Source organism: Treponema primitia, from assembly GCF_046533075.1.
Classification (GTDB): domain Bacteria; phylum Spirochaetota; class Spirochaetia; order Treponematales; family Breznakiellaceae; genus Termitinema; species Termitinema primitia_B.
The window spans coordinates 71,711-90,586 of sequence record NZ_JAJQRB010000068.1 but is presented as its reverse complement, the minus strand read 5'-3'; the positions used below and the strand labels follow the sequence as shown (position 1 = coordinate 90,586).

Below are 18,876 nucleotides of genomic sequence, written 5' to 3'. Positions count from 1 at the left end.
AGGGGCTTCATAGGGGAATTCTACAGGCATCCCGCAGCGGGGATTCACCGCCCCCGCCGGCGTCTTTGCCACATAATCCGGCAAGGCGGGTACTTTACTACCCACCCCCAATCCGCGTATACTACCCACAGATGGATACCACAAACACCTCCGTAGTCCACAACTTCAGAGTAAACGAGTTTGAAGGCCCCCTGGACCTTCTCCTTTTCCTCATCAAAAAAAATGAAGTCAACCTGTACGACATTCCTATTGCCCAGATTACCGAGCAATATCTGGATTATCTCCGTTTTGTCACCCAGCTTGATCTGGAGGATCTTACCGAATTCCACGCCATGGCGGCATCCCTACTGTATATAAAATCCAGAATGCTCCTGCCCATTGAGCTGGACCTGGAAGACGATATTGAAGATCCCCGGCAAGAACTGGTGGATAAACTCATCGAGTATCAGCGGTTTAAAAAACTATCCGATTTAATGGAAGAAAAGGAAAAAGAGGCCGAATGGGTCATGGAGCGTAAAAAACTCCAGCGGGCCCTGCCTTTTGCGGAGGATGAACTCTGGGAAAAGGTGGATATCTGGGAACTGGTAAAAACTTTCTCGTCCATCATGTCCAATCTTCCCGGGGAACGGATCCTCGACATGTACGAGGAAGTCTCGATTAACGAAAAACTAACCCTTATTACCGAATTTCTGGAGACGAAGGGGGAGTGTAACTTTACCGATCTGGTGGTCAGAAATGGTTCTATCATGGATATTGTATGCGCCTTCCTGGCCCTGCTGGAAGCGGTAAAACTCAGGATGGTTATAGTTTTGCAGAACCGCATGTTTGGGGATATATTGATACGCCCCGGGGTGGGCTTTGGCACAGTTCCGGCAGAGGGAGCTTCATCGTAATGGATATACGGACGGAGAAAGAAACAGCATTGATAGAAGCCATCCTCTACCTAGAGGCGGATCCTCTGGATGAAGCGGGCTTAGTCCGCATATCCGGCCTATCCAAGGATGTGATTCAAAAGGCGTTAAGCAATCTGGAAGGACGCTATGCCCGGGAAGATTCCGGGGTAGAACTGTCCAGAATTGGCGGGGGAATCATGATATCTCCCAAGAAGGAATACTGGGATAACCTTAGGGAACGGTATGGCAAAAAGAACGAATCCAAGCTTTCCAAGGCAGCTCTGGAAACTCTTTCCATCATTGCCTACAAACAACCCATCACCCGTAGTGAGATTGAGGCGATGCGGGGTGTTTCTGCGGATAATATGATCCGTCTGCTCCTGGAAAAAGAGCTTATCCGGGAGGTGGGAAAAAAAGACATACCCGGGAAGCCCGTCCAGTATGGTACCACCAGGGAATTCCTCAAATTTTTCCGCCTGGAAAGTATCGCCGATTTACCCAAACTAAGCGAAAGTGAGACCGAACGGTTTGAACTTAACGGATAATACTACCGCAGCTTGTAACGAAGTTTCTCGTGCAGCTCTCAGGCTCCAGGTCTACCTCGCCCATGCCGGGGTAGCTTCTCGCCGTGCTTGCGAGGGGCTCATCAGTTCCGGCCGGGTAAGCGTAAACGGCAATGTGGTAACCGTTCTGGGTACCAGGGTCTTACCCACCGATGATATACGCCTGGATGGAATCGCCCTGCAAATCGAAACGAAATTCCACTATCTGGTCCTCAATAAACCGCCTATGTACATATGCAGTTCCTCGGATCCCCAGGGCAGGTCCCTTGCAAAGGATCTGCTCCCCATGCCCCGGGAACGGCTGTACAACGTTGGCCGCCTGGATTACCGCTCTTCGGGGCTTATCATCTTTACCAATGACGGTGATTTCGCCGCAAAGGTAAGCCATCCTTCGGCGAAAATTAAAAAAGAGTACCTGGTGGAAGCCACCGGACCCATTCCGGATACCATGATTGCAGAATTTGAGAAGGGCCTGGAAATCGAAGGGGTCTTCTATCGTTCCACGGAAATTGAACGTCTGGGTCGAAAGTCTATTCGGGTGGTTCTTATTGAGGGCAAAAACCGGGAGATCCGCCGGGTTTTCTCCCATTTCCACCTGCACCCCAGCAAACTCCATCGCATCAGAATAGGACCGGTGGTTTTAGGCAGCCTTGGGGTAGGGGAGTCCCGAGCTCTTACAGAGGAAGAAAAAGAAATTTTGTTGCAGAGGAGAACATAGTGGTTATTGCTATTGACGGGCCTGCGGGATCGGGAAAAAGTACCATCGCCAAGAATTTAGCGGAAAAGCTGAAACTGCCGGGGGAAAAGCCCTTTACCTACCTCAATTCGGGGAACCTTTATCGGGCCATTACCCTGGGCTGTATCCGTAGCCATATCGATCCCCTGGATCAAACAGCAGCCTTGGGTTTCGCCAAGTCTGCACGTATTGCGTACAAGGACGGAGATGTATACCTGGAGGGGGAAAATGTGGTTTCCCTGCTCCACACCGACGAAATCGACAGATTTGTCGCCCCCCTATCCGCGCATGTACCCATACGGCACTTGGTAAATGATCTTATCCGGGCAATCGCCGGGGACTTAAATGTGGTGGTAGAGGGCCGGGACATGACCACCGTGGTTTTTACCGATTCAAAATACCGGTTTTACCTGGACGCTTCGGCGGAAGCCCGGGCAAAGCGGCGTTTTGGCCAGGGGGTTTCCAAGCTCAGTTTGGAGGAGATCCTTGCCGCTATCCGGGAGCGGGACGAAATTGACAAAAATAAAGCCGAAGGAAGCCTTAAAATCGTTCCCGGAGTGCGTTATTTGGACACTTCGGACTTGACCATTAGCCAAGTTTATGAGAAATTGATAAAAGAAATAATAAATACACAGATAGAAGGATCAACCATGGGCCAGTTGGAAGTGGGTGCGGACGGTAGTCCGGTGGACACTAGTCCGATAGAAGAATCAAACGCGCAGAAACCTGCAAATTCTCAGGACGATATTCAGACGCAGTTGCAGGAAAGGTATCTCAAGAGCCTTGAACAGCTCGAAGAGGGGCAGCTGGTAGACGGCCATGTCATTCAGGTTACCCCTGATCAGGTCTTTATTGATGTGGGGTATAAATCCGAAGGGAAAATCCCCATTGGAGAATTCGCTGAAGTTCCCAAGGTAGGGGATGTGGTGTCGGTTATTCTCATAGCAAAGGAGAATAAATACGGCGAAGTGATTGTTTCCAAGCAAAAAGCGGATGTAAAGCTTTTTTGGAAGAATTTACGCCAGGCCTTTCAGGATCATACCATGGTAGTGGGGACCATCGAAAAGCTTGTCAAAGGCGGATACGATGTGGATCTTGGCGCCGGAGTACGGGCTTTCCTGCCTATCAGCCAGTCCGATGCCCAGAAAGTAGATAAGCCGGAGAAGCTCCTGGAGCTTAAAACCAATTTTTATGTAGAACGGCTCTATTCGGATGGAAAAGTTAATATTGTAGTAAACCGCCGCAAATGGCTCGAAGAAGAAATCGAGCAAAAACGGAAGGATTTCTTTGAAAAAACTCAGATCGGGGATGATGTAAGCGGGGCGGTAAAGAGTTTTACTTCCTTTGGCGCCTTCATCGATCTGGGGGGCTTCGACGGCCTGCTCCATATCAATGATATGAGCTGGGGTCATGTAACCCGGCCCAAGGATTTTGTTAAGAAGGGTCAGGAGATACGCCTCAAGGTAATCCGCATTGATCCTCAGGAAAGGCGGATCAACCTTTCGTTAAAGCATTTTTCCGATGATCCCTGGGTCCATTTTGAGGATAAATACCACGTCAACGATATTATCAAAGGTAAAGTAACCAAACTTACCGACTTTGGCGCTTTTGTGGAACTTGAAGAGGGTATCGAAGGGCTGGTGCATATTTCAGAATTCTCCTGGGTAAAAAAGATACAGAAGCCTGAGGAAGTACTTTCCATAGGTGACGATACCGAATGTATGATCCTGGGTTACGACCTCCAGGCGGGTAGGGTGTCCCTTGGGCTTAAACAGGTTACTCCAAACCCCTGGAGCGAGATAGAAGCAAAGTATCCCGTAGGGACCAGGCTTACCCGCAAGGTAGCAAAGATTACCAATGCCGGGGCCTTTATCGAACTGGAAGAGGGAATCGACGGCTTCCTCCACGGGGATGATATTTCCTGGACTAAAAAGATCAAACATCCGGGAAGCGAATTTTCAGTGGGCCAGGAAATCGAGTGCATGGTTATCAGTGTTGAAGCGGAGGACAAAAACATCCGGCTGGGTGTTAAACAGCTTTCGGAAGATCCTTGGCAGAGTTTCGCCTCCAGTTATAAACCGGGTTCCCTGGTTGAGGGCGAAGTTTCATCGGTCACCGACTTTGGTGTTTTTGTCCGGGTACCCGGCGGTATTGAGGGGCTCATTCATAAATCCAACCTTCCGGAAAACCGGGAGGACGACCCGGATGAACTTCTTAAAAAGTACAATGTTGGGGATAAAATAAAAGCGGTGGTTTTAGAAATGCAACCGGATAAGCAGAAGGTAGCTTTTTCTATCAAGGATTATCAGAAGAAGGTCCAGCGAGATGAGTTATCGCGGTACATGGCGGCTGAAGAATCCGATGGTTCTACCTTTACCCTTGGGGATTTTTTAAAATCAAAAAATACTCCCGAGGGGTAAGATAGACCGCTCGAACCAAAGGTTCGCTTTATGCTGTCAGCTATAGACGTTCAGAAATTTAACACTCTGATTGAGATTAATGCTCTCATTAATTCCAATTATACGGACGTCAATTCACTACTAACTGAAATTCTTGAGTCCGCTACCAGGTTATGCGAGGGGGAGGCTTCAAGCCTCCTCATGGTAAACCGTGAAAACCAGGAGCTCCGTTTTGAAATAGCCCTGGGTACCAAGGGGGCGGAGGTAAAAAAGTTCACCGTAAAATTCGGAGAGGGTATAGCCGGATGGGTTGCTCAGCATAATAAATCTATCATAGTTAATGATGTTATCAATGATAAACGTCACCTAAGTTCTATTTCTGAACGGATAGGATATCCTTCCACGACCATGCTTGCGGTGCCTATGCGCAGCAAAGATGAGTGTATCGGTGTTATTGAGCTGTTAAATAAAAAAGAAAATAAAATATTTACCCAGGATGATCTTGAATGGCTTGAAATATTCGCTAACCAGGCGGCCTTAGCCATTCAGAACGCCCGGAACTTTGAACAAGTCAGAGTAGAAATAGAATCACTGCAGGATCAGATTAAAAACGATAAGGGCTATCACACCATGATTGCGAAAAGCCCCATCATCATAGAAAAGATCGATATCATTGATAGGATTGCCAAAACCGATTCTTCGGTACTGATCCTGGGGGAGAGCGGGGTAGGGAAGGAAATATTTGCCGAGCAGATACATCTCCGCAGCCCCCGCGCAAAGGCGCCTTTTATACGGGTAAACTGCGCAGCCCTTCCGGAAGGCCTTTTGGAGAGCGAGCTCTTTGGTCATGTTAAAGGGGCCTTTACCGGGGCCATCCAGACCCGCCGGGGCCGCTTTGAATTGGCGGATGGGGGTACCATTTTTCTTGACGAGATTGGGGATCTTCCCCTCCAGCTTCAGGCAAAACTGCTCCGGGTTATCCAGCAAAAGACATTCGAGAAGATCGGTTCCGAAGTATCGGTAACAGTAAATGTGCGTATTTTGGCGGCCACCAACAAGGATATTGAAGACCAGGTTGAAAAGGGAGAGTTTCGCAGTGATCTTTACTACCGTTTGAATGTATTACCCATTTATGTTCCGCCCCTGCGGCAGCGTTCCGAGGATATTCCGGAACTGGCGGAATTTTTTCTTAAGAAATTTATTCGGGAAACCAAAAAACAGTTTGCTGGGTTTTCTAATGAAGCAATAGAGGCCATGTTGTCCTATTCCTGGCCGGGGAATATCAGGGAATTGGAAAACTGTATCGAAAGGGCCTGCGTTATTGGAAAAAATTCATGGATACGGAAGGAGGATCTTTTCCTTAAGCTCGGTAATGAAACTGATACCGATGAAGGAGACAGGAATCTTAAAACGGCGATCAATGTTTTTAAGACTCACTTTATTCAAAAGGTTCTGGAAGAAAATAACTGGAATCAGACTGAGGCCGCAAAATCCCTGGATATCCAAAGGACTTATTTATCACGGCTAATAAAAGAATTAGATATTATGAACATTAAGGAGAATTAATTATGGCAACAACAAGGGAAGAAACAAAGGAAAAACGCAGTTTTGGTGATGGTCTGGCTGATTTCATTCAGCGTAACCGTAAGAAGCTGCTGATTACCATGATATTAGCGGTCGTAATAGTGATAGGTTTTATCACTGGTTTTACCATTCGGGATGTGGTGCAGGAAAAGGCCATTAACGCTGTTGAGGATTTTTCCCAGCGTTATGATATCCTGGTAATTGATATTAACGAAGCTTCAAAGGCGGAGGAAGTCCGGGCCCTCTTGGATGAGCTTAGCGCCTTTGGGGAAAAACATTCAGGCTATGCCGGATCTCGGGCCTATTCCTTGGTGGCGTCAATATATATGGAAAGGAAAGACTGGGGGGAAGCGGAGAAAGCATGGACCCGTTCCGCCAAGCTGGCGGGAAAATCATACCTGGCTCCGGTAGCTCTGTTCAATGCTGCGGTAGCAGCGGAAGAGCAGGGGAACCTGGCAGAGGCTATAAGCTTCTATTCGGAAAGCGCCGCCCATGTGTCCGATTTTCCCGGCGCTGCCCGTGCCCAGTTCTCGATCGGCAGGCTTAACGAATCCCAGGGCGATACGCAAGCTGCCTTGGAAGCCTATAGGCTTATATCAGAAAAATGGGCAAACGAGACTACCTGGGTTAACCTGGCGCAGGACCGGATCATAACCCTGTCAAACAGCGGATCCTAATGGCAAAAGGGTTCCGGTTTTTCCGGTTATTTTTATCCGTCTTGGTACTTAGTATTCTTGGATCCTGCGGGATTGAAGAATATATGTACCTTGAGCCGGTAGATCCGGGAATTCCACTGACACTCAATACACAGGCTTTTATCAGGCTTCCCAGTGAACCCTATTACTTTCGTTATTTTATAATTTATTATCGTATTTATATCAGCGGATTATTGGTTGAAGGAACTGTCTCTACTGAACAATTGGAGCGAATTAATTCCTCTTTATTTTCCGATTATTACGCATTTTATCCCTATACCAATACTGACAATTCGGTGGTACCCACCACCATGGGTAGTATTTTTTCTAACCGGAAATATTATCCCCTGGCCTTAGAAAATAACTCTATTGAAAGCTATTTAGGTTCTTCGTCGGGCATTATCACTTTGGATTTTGCCAGAAATTTTCCTTTACGGCCGGCCTTTTTTCCCGGTGATACCCGTGTAAATCGGACGCTTACCCCGATTAACCTTTGGCGTTATTCCGAGAGTGGCATTATGAACCCCTATGCGGGTAACCGGTATTTTACCAACCATTCCGATTTAAATACCGGTAGTTTTATTAACCAGAATACCTTTACCAACCTGGACATTGCAAATAATAATTCGGTTTCCGGCCCAAAATATACCTATGTGTCTATGTATATTATGGCTTATGGAATGGATAACAATTTTTCTCCGGTTTATAGTACGCCAACCTTTATCGGTATATTTCGTTTACCCGATTGATTCCGTTGTGGGTACAATAATGAACCGCAAAGTCGAAAAGGTCGAAAAAGACAGGAGGAGGAATTAATGGACAAGAAAGCTTTTTCAATCGTGCTCAATGCTGCACGGCAAACAGAGGCGTATCAGAAGCTTGAAGCTTCGGCAGCAGGGGCGACCTGGACTTCCCGGGGGAAGGTTATTCCGGAAGATTCCAAGGTGATTCGGGCCATTGTGGAGAGTGGGGACCCCCAGTTACAGCGCATCCTGCTTGTTGGTGAGATCCTGCATAAAGGGCCGTCGGAAATCAGTCCGGAGCAGCTCAATAGACTGATTTCGATGAATAGCTTGGTACAAGAACCAATAGTTTCGGTAGATGATATTTCGGTATATTTGAAGCGCTTTTCACCGGCGTACACGTGGGATTATATCCCGAAAGAGCTCGTGGCCAAGCTGTGGAAGGCCGAATCAGAGCGCGTGTTTGGCCCTGGGGTAATTGTTAAAAGAACCAGCTACGACTTTTATGAGTCCTTGGTTGACTATTGGGTAGGAAGTTACGACCGAAAGGTAGCGCCGATTCCGGTGGAAGGGGTATCCAAAAGTGAGGCCATTTATTTTGCGGCCTTGATGTTGCTGGCTAAGCCGTTATTAGCAGGGATGCCTGTGGCCGTTTTCTTCCAGGGCTTTGACAAACCGCTTCCGAAGCTATTCAAATTTCGGTACTTAACGGATGTGGAGTTTAAAGAAGTTGAGGCTTCTCTGGATGCCCATATTGAAGAGGATGCGGTACATTCGGACGAGCTTGCCGTGCTCGATAAGGTAATAGAAGCCGGAAAGGAGTACCTGTAAAAGGCAAGAAGGGTGTCCAAAAGGCTGTAGGGGTTTTAATGTGACTATTTTACTAGCTATAATGTATATTCTGTCTAGTTTAATCGGGGGTCTTTTTTATCAATCGGGATAAAGAGACCGGTAAACGTTAAAATACGAGTCGTGCTTACTTGTATCCCCTAAGCTTTTCGCCAGGACTGCTTTGCGGGTTAAATTGAATATGGAGTATCCCGGATTTATTCGTAGGGTGCGGTAATTTTTTTCTTCCAATACGGGGATAAAATCAGAACCGTTCTCCGGAGCTTGGTATTCAAAGCCCCAGAGCAATGAAGGAACCGAATGTTTTTTGCTGCCCGTAGGGATTTTGACTTTTATGGCTTCTTTGACAATAATGCCCCCGGGAAGATTCTTATTGATTTTTTTAAGAAAATCTTCTGCGGAAAAATCGGCGCCCTCACTTAAGTTTAAATCGACGGTGGCAATTTCAGCGTTGGCCCTGATGCCCAATGATAAGGGGGAAGCAAAATCCAGTCTTGGGGTAGGATTATATCCTTGGGTAAATAATATCGGAATATTAGCGCGCATAAAGGCCATGGAGAATAATTCAATCAAGGCCAGGTGCGGCAGAAAAACGGCAGTACCTTGTTTTTCAAATGAAAATAGAATTCTCAGAGTTATCGGGTCTTGTTTTTTAGCTTCATCTAGCAGGGGTATATCATAATGTAAATTATCATGATGTATATTATTGTATACTACCTTTGTTTCCTTAGCACAATTTCCGCAGGGATTAGTACAATTATTTGTACATGGTAATGTAAATTCTTTAAGGTTTGATTTTTCATACTCACGTTTAAGAAAATATGCCGCTGTACCGCTGTTGATACAATCCCAAGGCAGGGGCTCTTCTAAGTTGCCGGCCGTATGGATAGCCTGAACCAAAGGAGCATGGGTTTCTAAAAGATCGGCCCAGACATCTTTCTTTATATATTCATCCCAGGCGTCTAAGCGGCAGCCTTGCTCATAGGCTTTTTCGATAAGCTCCCCTACCCGTTCGTTTCCCCGGCTCAGGACTCCCTCAATTACCGCTATAAAGGGATCGTTAAAACTAACCTTGTGACCGCGCTTTTTTAAGGTATTGCGGATATATTCAATCTTAGCCCGGGCTGTTTTTGCATCAATCTGGGCTGCCCACTGATAGGGCGTATGAGCTTTGGGTACAAAAGCTCCCACATTGATGTTGAAATTCATCCCGGTGCGGCGGGCAATTTCCAGGATAAACTCCACAATCTCCTGTTCTTCGCTCCGTTCACTATCCCCCACCGGGAGACCTATCATAAAATAAAATTTGGCGCCCCGCCAGCCGTTCCGTTTGGCTTCGGTCAAAATAGCCACAACAGTATCCCTGCTTACCTCTTTGTTGATTGCCATCTGCCAGGCCTCTATGGGGGTTTCCACCGCAAATGTAAGCCCGCTTTTTCGCACCGCCGACACTTTTTCTAACAGGGGCATCGAAAAGGTTGATACCCGCAGGGAGGGAAGCTGAAAGGAAATATGCCGGGAAGCGTATTCATCGTTCAGGGATCCTACCAGGGAATCGATATGCTGATAGTCCCCGGTGGACAGGGAAGAAAGACTTATTTCCCGGTAGCCGCCGATATTGATAAAAGCGGCCGCCTCCTGCCGGATTGTATCTGCACTCTTCTGCCTCATGGGGCGGTACCAGATACCGGCATGACAGAAACGGCAGCCGTTAGGACAGCCACGCATTATTTCTATCGCCCCGTGGTGCTGAACAATTTTTATACTGGGAACCGGAAAGACCGCCGGACGGGATGCAAAGTGGGAATCCACCGCACGAACTGCCTGTTTTTTTCCCCAGGTCCAAACAGAGGGATGGGCTTGGAGTTTTTCCAGGAGTTCCCCCCTTCCCGCTCCCGCCAGTTTCAGATCCCGCAATTCTGCTGCAAGATCAAAGAAGCCGGCTTCAGCTTCACCTATCCAAAAGGCGTCGACGAAGCGTTCATAAGGCAGGGGATTGGAAACACAGGGGCCCCCCATAATTACGATGGGGTCCTCCTCCTCTCTTTCAGTCCGTTTAAGGGGAATAAAACCCCGGTCCAACATGGTGAGGACTCCGGTTATACCCAATTCATATCCCAGGGTAAACATTAAAATATCCAGACTGCCCAGGCTTATCCCGGTATCAAGGCCATAGAGGGGAATACTATTGGAACGGAGGAGTTCTTCAAAATCAGGCGCCGGGGCAAAAGCACGGTCACAGGAAATTCCGGGTATTGAATTGAGTCCATTGTAGATAATCCTGAAAGCCTGGTTGGACATGCCGATTTCATACAGATCCGGAAAGGCAATGAGCATATTTAGTAACGAGACAGACTGCGGCTTGGCAAGCTGCCCATATTCACCACCGGTATATCGGGCGGGCTTCTCTACGTTTAGCAATAATTCCCCAGGATGCTTTAAGGGGTCTATATGGGTAACAGTTTTAATGCTGGAACCTTCTGGTATAAATACTCAAAGCTATGCCAATTCCGGTCATGGCGGAGGTTAGGGCTGATCCTCCGTAGGACATGAACAGTAAGGGGATACCGGTAATCGGCATGATCCCCATGGTCATTCCCACATTAATCAGAAAATGGAAGATATACATGGCGGATAGGCCTGCGGCGATATAGGAACCGAAGGGGTCCGATGTGGTCTTCATGATCCGCACAAGCCGCAGACATATTATTAAGAAAAGGGTGAATACCAAAAGTCCTCCAAGGAGGCCCCATTCTTCGGAGAAAATAGAAAAAATAAAGTCCGTACTTTGCTGGGGCAGAAAACGGTAATGACTTTGAGTACCCTGGAGATAACCCCTGCCCATAAAACCTCCGGAACCGATGGCGGTAATTGACTGGATAATGTTCCACCCCGACCCCCGGGGATCCACATTGGGGTCCAGGAATACTATGAGCCGCATGATCTGATAATCTTTTAAAACCTTATGTGAAAAAAACGAAACCCCAAGAGATAGAATTATTATAGCGGTGAAATAAACGATCCAGTAAAAATATCTTTTTTTATACCGTAAAAAACCAAAAAGACCGATGACAGCAATAATACCCAGGGCAAGGACAGTAATCATCACAAATTTTGTATTGTTAAGGATATTCATAGAAGGCATGGATTGACGCAAAATATAGCTCTGCCAAAGAGGCAGGACCATAAACACGGCGGTAAATACAATACAGGCCCCTAAAAAAAGCACATACCGCAGGGACATACCGGCGATAAAGGTCATTACCAGCAATATGGGAATAAATACCAGGGATGTGCCAAAATCCGGCTGCAGGAGGATCACTACCATGGGCACAAAAACAATGACACAAGAAAAGAAAAAGCGAACAAAACTATTTCTGTTTCTTTTTGAATTGTCCAGGTACTGGGCCAGGAAAATAATAGTGGTGATTTTGGCAAATTCAGAAGGTTGTATGCCGAATGATCCAACTCCAATCCATGCCCGGGCTCCATTAACCAAACGGCCAAACAAACAGGTGTATGCCAAAAGTGCTATGGTACCCAAATATAGATAGATTGAAAGATCATAAAAGCGCCGGTAATCTACCATGGCGATAACTAAGGCGCCGATAAGCCCCACAATAGCCCAGATTATCTGCCGTATATATTCGTTGGAAACTAAAACCCCCGCAGAGGTTACCCCGGATGAATAGATAAAAAGAATACCGAAAATAGACAGAATTATTACAGAAAAAATAAGAGGAAAATCTATTTCAAGAAAATTCCGGAGTTTCATTCCCCGCGCCCCTGCGTGAGCTGCCCCTGCACGACCGCTCTAAAAACAGGTCCCTGATCGATAACCAGCGCAGCAACGGCATCTTCGTAATTCTGTTTTGCAAAGATCCCCTGAAAAATGATTGACGAAGCATAGACGGCCCACCATTCCCAAGTATTCGTTGCTTCCACAATAATAGATACAACCACCTGTTCTTCGGGATTATCAGTTTTATAGGGGGCATAGGCTGCAAACCAGGAATGCCAGTGACGTCCCTGGGTCGGCCCAACTTCTCCGGTACCGGTTTTTCCGGCTATCTCCACGGCGCTTATATTCAGGGGGAATCGTGCGGTACCTTCGCTCATAACGCTGCGCATATTGTTCCGGACGGTCTCAAAAACATCGTGATCAATATCGCTCTTACGGAGTACCGTGGGATTGACGGCTTTTTCCACTGCCCCCGTAAGGGGATCCCGAACTTCCTTGAGTAAGTGGGGTTTATAGATGACACCATCATTAACCACCATGGAAACCATATTGGCCATTTGAATGGGGGTAACCAGGGTATAGCCCTGACCAATGGACATGTTCATGGTATCCCCCGGAACCCATGGTTCATGGAAACGGCGATCCTTCCACTGCTGGGTGGGAACAAACCCGGCTACTTCGCCGGGCAGATCCGTGCCGGTTATTTCCCCAAAACCGTATTGCCGTGAATAGGAATTAATCCGCTCAACACCCAGATGATCCCGGCCTACCGCCCAGAAATAAATATCGCAGGACTGTGCCATTGCCTGCTGCAGATTGAGCCGCCCGTGACGACGGGGACCATATTCGTTCCAATTGATATGACAGTGCCAATTACGGCCCCCATAGGAGATTTCGCCGGGACATTCAATGGTTTGCTCCCTGGGAAAGGTATTTTCCGTCAGAATCCCGGTGGTCATGACGATTTTAAAGGTTGAGGCCGGGGGATAGCTGGACTGGATTGCCCGGTTAATAAAGGGCTTGTTAGGATCGTTGATCAGCGACTGATATTCGGTCCCCAATTCATTGCTATTAAAAATATTGGGATCGTACCATGGATATGAGACCATGGCGAGAATTTCTCCGGTACTGGGACGTGAAACCACCACCGCTCCCATCCGCTCCCCCAGGGCTTTTTCCGCCAGGGTTTGAATTGAACTATCGATGGTTAATACAAGATTTTTTCCCATCTCGGGGGGGATGCGCAGGTTATTGGTATCCCCTACCCTTCTGCCGCGAACATCCACGGTCCGGGTTTCCGAACCTTCTTTTCCACGCAGTATTTCATCATACTGCTTTTCAATACCCGCCTTTCCAATCACATCGCCCTGCTGATATCCCTGGTTATAAAGCATGGTAAGCTCATCCCGGGTGATATTCCCCACGTACCCTACGATATGTGCAAGGCTGCCGATATTATTAACATAATTCCGCATGGGCTTGGATTGCCAGGAGACCCCGGGAAGAGAATCCCGATGTTCCGCCAGGGCGGCAATGGTTGAAAATGGGACATTGGCCGCAATTTCCACAGGCTGATAGAGATAATAATACTGCGAGGGTATCCTTTCCTCAATCTGTAGCCGGCTGATTTTTGTAATCTCCGCAACCCGGGCAATTAGATTTGGTATTTCCCCCGGGGGAACATCCGCCGGAGTAATGCTTACCGCGAAGGAATCCGTGTTCAGAACAAGGGGTTGATTATAGTTACGATCAAAGATTTCCCCACGCTGGGCAGGAATAACCGAGGTCCTCCGGGCTATAGCCGCCGCTTGGGTTCGATACACATCACCACTGAGGATCTGCATCGCAAAGAGCCGCGATGAATAGGCAACAAAAATAAGAATAAAAATTATTTGGAGAAACCATATCCGTTTTTCGGGTTTTTTATCTTCCTCGAGAAAATTTGTTGGCCGTATCAACCATCTCTCCCTTCCACCAGTAGGGGTTTAAATAACTTTAATAGGGCGAATAAAAAGGGTGCAATTAAAGTGTTGAGAGCAAATTCCACCCAAAGGATGGGACTCTGGGCAGCATACGCCGGTACCGCTGGGGCAAATAACAGGTGGAGTATCCAAAAAAACAAAGCTTTTATAAGGGTGGCCCCCCCGCAAAGGGCCATGGGAAGAAGCAGGGTATCCAAAAAAAAGGTTCCCTTCATAAGTCCCACAGAGGCGCCCACGATGGTTCGTACAAGGGTATTAAGTCCAAGGGGGGCAGCGGAGATAAAATCCAAAAGAAGGCCGGAAGAAAATCCCGTAAGCTGTCCGGTCATGGTACCGTTATTGTAGGCGCTGAAGACCAGGATCCCCAGGGCAATATCCGGCACCGCATGGTATATGGCCAACCGGGAAAGCAGGGTCGATTGAAGAATGGCCGCCAGGAGGGCAAAAATTGTTGCCCAAATAACATTCTTACCCATTGATGGATTCCACATCTATTACGAATACATATTCCAGCCGGGAAAAATCAACGGCGCTCTCCAATTCTACGGCCAGGGAAGTTTCACCTTCCTGGTACAGAATTCCACTTACCCTGCCTATGATAATACCCGCGGGATAAACCCCGCCTATTTCGCTGGAAATGATCTGATCTCCGTAATTAATTTCATCACGGGCCCGTTTCGGGATGGTACGCATTAGTAATGCTTTTTCCGGATTTCCCTGACCTTCAACTAACCCCTCGTACCGGGAGTCCGCAAGTCTGGCGGATGCATAAAAGTTCAAATCGTAGACCGGTATGACCAGGCTTTCAAACTGCCCTGCCTGGACAACCTTACCCACCAGGGCCTGGATTCCGTTCTGGTATGCAATGACGGGCATATTGTTTTCAAGTCCATCACGCTTACCCTTGTTAATAACCAGGGCCAAAAAAAGATTATCCGGATCGCGGCCTATTATCCGGGCGGGGACATACTTTAGCTGGAGTGTTTCCGCAAAGCCAAGCTGTTCCCGGAGGCGGTTGTTTTCCTGTCGGATCTCCGTAGAGGTCCTTTCAAGCTGTTCATACCGGGTCATGCGATCCGTCAATTCAGCGTATTCCCGCCGCAGGGTAGCAAGTTCCTGAACAGAGAGAACGGTTCTCGAAACAAATGAAGAAACACCGTAGATGCTCCCCCGTATGCCGGAAAAAAGAGAAAGCCCCACATCCCGAAAATCGACAATAAAACTGCGGGTTGAAAAGAGGAGTATAGAAAAAGAGACCAGGCTAAGGGCTATGAAAACATAGACTTCTGCGGTAAATCGGCCTTTGCCTCTGCGGTCTCCGTTCATCGCCATAAACTTTTAGTTTAGATCATCATAGATGCTGCGGGTATTATTGAAACCCCTGGCATTTTCAAAGTATTTTCCCGCACCCAGGGCGACACAATCCAGAGGATGTTCCGCCAGGATTACCGGGACTCCGGTTTCTTTGGAGATGAGCTTTGGCAGGCCCTTGAGAAGCGCGCCGCCGCCGGTCATAACGATACCCCGTTCTACAATATCCGCCGCCAGTTCCGGAGGAGTTTTTCCCAGGGTTGCCTTAATTTCATCGACGATTTGGGTAATCGGGTCCTTCAAAGCGTCCCGAACCTCAACAGAATCTATTTCTAAGCGCCGCGGAAGGCCGGTAATAGCATCGGTACCCTTAATTTCGACCTTCTCAATGGTTTTATCCGGCGAGGCGTTCCCAATTTCAATCTTAAGCCGTTCCGCAGTCTGCTCCCCGATGATGAGGTTATGGACACTCTTAACATGTTTGATAATGGCCTCGTCAAATTCATCGCCCCCAAGGCGTATGGCGCTGGTGACCACCATGCCGCCCAGGGATATGACCGATATTTCCGTTGTCCCCCCGCCGATATCGCAGATCATATGTCCGGCGGGTTCAAAAATCGGAATGTCGGCGCCAATAGCGGCGGCGAGGCTTTCCTCGATAACCATCACCTCACGGGCGCCGGCTTTATAGGCGCTTTCCTCAACCGCCCGGCGCTCCACTTCGGTGATGCACGAGGGGATACCGATAACCATACGGGGCTTTATAAACCGGTACCGGGGAAGTACCTTGGAAATGAAGTACCGGATCATTTTTTCGGTGGATTCAAGATCCGCAATTACGCCATCCCGCATGGGCCGTATGGCGATAATATTTTCCGGCGTCTTCCAGAGCATACGCTTGGCGTCTGTCCCCACGGCCATCACCCGTTTAGTCCCCCGCTCAACCGCTACCACCGATGGTTCGTTGATGACGATCCCCTTTCCGCGTATATAAATCAGGGTATTACAGGTCCCCAAATCAATACCAATATCTGAAGAATTCCTTCCAAACATAAGCCCTCCTCTTAATTAGACAAGCGCGCAAGCCGCTCGCGTGCCTTAGCATGGGTAGAATCAATATTCCACGCCCGGCGCCATTCAGCCCGAGCCCGGGTTCTATTCCCCCGTTCTTCATATAGTTCACCCAACTGGAAGTGGGCTTCGGCATTTTCACCATCCTCATCCAATATAGCCTGAAACTGCGCTTCCGCATCCTCCGGTTTTCCGGCCTTAGCCAAAATATCTCCCAAAAGCAGCCGGCCGGCAATAACCGTATTGGAATCCCGGGATGTTTCTATACAGCGCAGAAGATAGGCCATTGCCGTTTCCGGCTCCTCCAGGGCTATATAGGAACGAGCTATGGCTAAAAGAAGCAGATCCGAAGGATAATCGGATGTACTTCCGCCATCATCTGCCTGCGGAACCAGGGCTTGGGAAAAAGCCTCCACGCTGCTCCGGTAATCCTGTATCGCCGCATAGGCAAGCCCCAGGTACTCCGGAATATCCACGGCGTTATACGATAAATCCCGGGCCTCTTCGAGAAACTGGACGGCTAAGTCCGCATATCCCGTCCCTTTATAGTAATAGGCCTTTCCCAAAACATACTGAAGGCGCCCGTCATTAGCATCGTTCTTTACCTGGAGTGCCTTTCTGAGGGACCAAATACACTCATCAATATAAGTGAGGGTATCAAAATTATTGATCTGGGCAATGGCAAGCTGGTATGATGCAAACCCATGCAGGGTTAAAAGAAAATAATCCATGGGCTTTTCCTCAAGCCCCGTACGACTCTGTTCAAAGGCTTTATCATAGGCGCCCTCATCCCAAAGACGTAATAGTTCCTTTTTTTCAGTCCCTAACTTGTTCTTCCAGCCATATAAAACAAAAACCAAAGAAATACAGAGGATAATCGCCAATATAACCAATAAGGCGGTTTTGAAAGTCTGCTTCAGGCGGGCCTGATGACCATATTCGGACCGTGGTCGTTCGTTAAACATATTTTAATTGATCTAACACTATTTATGGTAAAAAGTCAATTACGAAAAAAACGATGAACCATAAGCCGGGTTCTGTAAAAATAGCCCTTTAGGGCTATTTCCGGTTCCCATCTATCTTGGACCGCCCTTACGGACGGCCTCCCGGGACTAGGTCCCGAGCAGTCTACCCGCGTCTAAACCAGTGGGCACTGGACGCTGCTTGACTTTGCTCCTGATGAGGCTTGCCGTGCCGGTGACGTTGCCGCCCCCGCGGTGGGCTCTTACCCCGCCCTTTCACCCTTACCGGGTATTTTTGGTAAACCAAAAATACCTTGGCGGTTTGCTTTCTGTTGCGCTGTCTGTCGGCGGGACCTTACACCCCGCCGCCCGGGAGTTACCCGGCATCATGCCCTATGGAGCCCGGACTTTCCTCACCGCTTTATTGCAGCAAAAGCAGCAATCCACGGTGCGGGAACCTGGTTCATCGTTAAAATTTACTCCTCGTAGTCGATATTGACCTTTTCTTCTTCTTCCTCATCCTCATCATATTCGTCGTCTTCCATGTCATCAAGGTCGGCCAGGGTACCGGCGTCTTCGTTATCGAAGAATTCTTCTTCACCCTGATCGGATTCTTCGTAGAAGAGGATACGGGAACAATAGGGACAGAAGACAATTTCTTCCCGCTTACGAACCATATTGGCAAACTGGGCGGGAAGTATCATATGGCAGCCCATACAGACCCCGCCTTTGATAGCCACAATACCCCGGCCGCCCTTGTTCCGGATGATCCGTTCAAACTTAAAGAGCACCTCGGGATCAAGCCCGGGGATAAGGGCCTGTTCGTCCGTCCCCAAAGCGGCAACCTTGGAATTCTTTTCCGCGACCTCCGCATCATTACCCGCCCGGCGATCCATCAGTTCCTTTTCCTGCTGCTCAATAAGAGAAGCGTTCTGCTTCATCTGTTCATCCAGATCCGCCAGAACCCGTTCCTCCCGTTGAAGCTCCTTACGGTATTGCTGCTCCTTCTCGGTGGCATCCCGTATTTCCTTATCCAGGGCTTCATACTCCCGCTGGGTGCTGATGGAATCCATGTTTTTTTCGGCTTTTTCCCGATCCGATTCCGCCAGTGCCAGAAGATTCCTGAAATCCCCTTCGGAAAGCTTGGCCTTTTCATAATCCTGGTTCTTTTCAATAAAAGATTTCTTAAGCCGGGACAGAAGCTCTTCCTGGGTGGTCAGTAGTTTCGGTATCTCCTGAATATCCCGTTCCAAGGTTATTTTTTCCGACAGGATATCTTGCAGAGCCCGCAACTTTTCAAAAACATCTTCCATTACCATGTATATTCCCCTTCATTTGTATACAAA

The 18,876-nt window shown here is 48.1% G+C and carries 16 protein-coding genes and 1 other RNA gene; 8 read left to right on the top strand and 9 right to left on the bottom strand.

Features of this window, described 5'->3' with window-relative positions; all coding sequences use genetic code 11:
- The first annotated feature begins 131 nt into the window (after positions 1-131).
- From LQZ19_RS14460 to LQZ19_RS14425, 8 genes are all read left to right on the top strand, one after another.
- A complete protein-coding gene (locus tag LQZ19_RS14460; RefSeq protein ID WP_411048384.1) occupies positions 132-893 on the top strand; it encodes a segregation and condensation protein A in 762 nt (253 codons plus the stop codon).
- Positions 893-1,438, top strand: coding sequence for an SMC-Scp complex subunit ScpB (scpB, locus tag LQZ19_RS14455; protein WP_411048383.1), 546 nt, complete (start codon positions 893-895; stop codon positions 1,436-1,438). The genes LQZ19_RS14460 and scpB overlap by 1 nt, the downstream gene beginning before the upstream one ends.
- Positions 1,422-2,174 carry a pseudouridine synthase gene (locus tag LQZ19_RS14450; protein ID WP_411048382.1) on the top strand — a complete coding sequence of 251 codons (753 nt, stop codon included), beginning with the start codon at positions 1,422-1,424 and terminating at the stop codon, positions 2,172-2,174. Before scpB ends, LQZ19_RS14450 begins: the two co-directional genes overlap by 17 nt.
- Entirely contained in the window at positions 2,174-4,612 is a 2,439-nt protein-coding gene (gene rpsA / locus LQZ19_RS14445) for a 30S ribosomal protein S1 (RefSeq protein ID WP_411048381.1), read from the top strand. Before LQZ19_RS14450 ends, rpsA begins: the two co-directional genes overlap by 1 nt.
- Positions 4,613-4,642: 30 nt before the next feature.
- Positions 4,643-6,157, top strand: a complete 1,515-nt coding sequence (locus LQZ19_RS14440) for a sigma-54-dependent Fis family transcriptional regulator (RefSeq protein ID WP_411048380.1) — start codon at positions 4,643-4,645, stop codon at positions 6,155-6,157.
- A 2-nt stretch (positions 6,158-6,159) separates the two neighbouring features.
- A complete protein-coding gene (locus LQZ19_RS14435) occupies positions 6,160-6,852 on the top strand; it encodes a tetratricopeptide repeat protein (protein ID WP_411048379.1) in 693 nt (230 codons plus the stop codon).
- A 41-nt stretch (positions 6,853-6,893) separates the two neighbouring features.
- Positions 6,894-7,619 carry a hypothetical protein gene (locus LQZ19_RS14430; protein WP_411048378.1) on the top strand — a complete coding sequence of 242 codons (726 nt, stop codon included), beginning with the start codon at positions 6,894-6,896 and terminating at the stop codon, positions 7,617-7,619.
- 66 nt (positions 7,620-7,685) lie between these two features.
- Positions 7,686-8,444, top strand: a complete 759-nt coding sequence (locus LQZ19_RS14425; protein ID WP_411048377.1) for a hypothetical protein — start codon at positions 7,686-7,688, stop codon at positions 8,442-8,444.
- 99 nt (positions 8,445-8,543) lie between these two features.
- On the opposite strand, the gene LQZ19_RS14420 is transcribed toward LQZ19_RS14425, so the two are convergent.
- The 9 genes from LQZ19_RS14420 to LQZ19_RS14380 form a co-directional block, all read right to left on the bottom strand.
- Positions 8,544-10,883 carry a TIGR03936 family radical SAM-associated protein gene (locus LQZ19_RS14420; protein ID WP_411048376.1) on the bottom strand — a complete coding sequence of 780 codons (2,340 nt, stop codon included), beginning with the start codon at positions 10,881-10,883 and terminating at the stop codon, positions 8,544-8,546.
- A 43-nt stretch (positions 10,884-10,926) separates the two neighbouring features.
- A complete protein-coding gene (gene rodA / locus LQZ19_RS14415; RefSeq protein ID WP_411048375.1) occupies positions 10,927-12,237 on the bottom strand; it encodes a rod shape-determining protein RodA in 1,311 nt (436 codons plus the stop codon).
- Positions 12,234-14,162, bottom strand: a complete 1,929-nt coding sequence (gene mrdA / locus LQZ19_RS14410) for a penicillin-binding protein 2 (RefSeq protein ID WP_411048374.1) — start codon at positions 14,160-14,162, stop codon at positions 12,234-12,236. The genes rodA and mrdA overlap by 4 nt, the downstream gene beginning before the upstream one ends.
- Positions 14,159-14,662 carry a rod shape-determining protein MreD gene (gene mreD, locus LQZ19_RS14405; RefSeq protein ID WP_411048373.1) on the bottom strand — a complete coding sequence of 168 codons (504 nt, stop codon included), beginning with the start codon at positions 14,660-14,662 and terminating at the stop codon, positions 14,159-14,161. Before mreD ends, mrdA begins: the two co-directional genes overlap by 4 nt.
- Complete coding sequence (gene mreC / locus LQZ19_RS14400) at positions 14,655-15,518, bottom strand: rod shape-determining protein MreC (protein WP_411048372.1); 864 nt, start codon at positions 15,516-15,518, stop codon at positions 14,655-14,657. The genes mreD and mreC overlap by 8 nt, the downstream gene beginning before the upstream one ends.
- 6 nt (positions 15,519-15,524) lie before the next feature.
- Complete coding sequence (locus tag LQZ19_RS14395) at positions 15,525-16,550, bottom strand: rod shape-determining protein (protein ID WP_010258482.1); 1,026 nt, start codon at positions 16,548-16,550, stop codon at positions 15,525-15,527.
- A gap of 11 nt (positions 16,551-16,561) precedes the next feature.
- Positions 16,562-17,533, bottom strand: a complete 972-nt coding sequence (locus tag LQZ19_RS14390) for a tetratricopeptide repeat protein (RefSeq protein WP_411048371.1) — start codon at positions 17,531-17,533, stop codon at positions 16,562-16,564.
- 46 nt (positions 17,534-17,579) lie between these two features.
- Positions 17,580-18,000, bottom strand: an RNA gene (rnpB, locus tag LQZ19_RS14385) — RNase P RNA component class A.
- 6 nt (positions 18,001-18,006) lie between these two features.
- Positions 18,007-18,849, bottom strand: coding sequence for a zinc ribbon domain-containing protein (locus LQZ19_RS14380; RefSeq protein WP_411048370.1), 843 nt, complete (start codon positions 18,847-18,849; stop codon positions 18,007-18,009).
- Positions 18,850-18,876 lie beyond the last annotated feature (27 nt).

What these genes read in the sequence shown, in the direction of transcription:
- LQZ19_RS14390 (WP_411048371.1), bottom strand. Translation starts at nt 17,533, where the DNA reads ATGTTTAACGAACGACCACGGTCCGAATATGGTCATCAGGCCCGCCTG.
- LQZ19_RS14435 (WP_411048379.1), top strand. Translation starts at nt 6,160, where the DNA reads ATGGCAACAACAAGGGAAGAAACAAAGGAAAAACGCAGTTTTGGTGAT.
- LQZ19_RS14425 (WP_411048377.1), top strand. Translation starts at nt 7,686, where the DNA reads ATGGACAAGAAAGCTTTTTCAATCGTGCTCAATGCTGCACGGCAAACA.
- LQZ19_RS14460 (WP_411048384.1), top strand. Translation starts at nt 132, where the DNA reads ATGGATACCACAAACACCTCCGTAGTCCACAACTTCAGAGTAAACGAG.
- LQZ19_RS14440 (WP_411048380.1), top strand. Translation starts at nt 4,643, where the DNA reads ATGCTGTCAGCTATAGACGTTCAGAAATTTAACACTCTGATTGAGATT.
- rodA (WP_411048375.1), bottom strand. Translation starts at nt 12,237, where the DNA reads ATGAAACTCCGGAATTTTCTTGAAATAGATTTTCCTCTTATTTTTTCT.
- LQZ19_RS14380 (WP_411048370.1), bottom strand. Translation starts at nt 18,849, where the DNA reads ATGGTAATGGAAGATGTTTTTGAAAAGTTGCGGGCTCTGCAAGATATC.
- mreC (WP_411048372.1), bottom strand. Translation starts at nt 15,518, where the DNA reads ATGGCGATGAACGGAGACCGCAGAGGCAAAGGCCGATTTACCGCAGAA.
- scpB (WP_411048383.1), top strand. Translation starts at nt 893, where the DNA reads ATGGATATACGGACGGAGAAAGAAACAGCATTGATAGAAGCCATCCTC.
- LQZ19_RS14395 (WP_010258482.1), bottom strand. Translation starts at nt 16,550, where the DNA reads ATGTTTGGAAGGAATTCTTCAGATATTGGTATTGATTTGGGGACCTGT.
- mreD (WP_411048373.1), bottom strand. Translation starts at nt 14,662, where the DNA reads ATGGGTAAGAATGTTATTTGGGCAACAATTTTTGCCCTCCTGGCGGCC.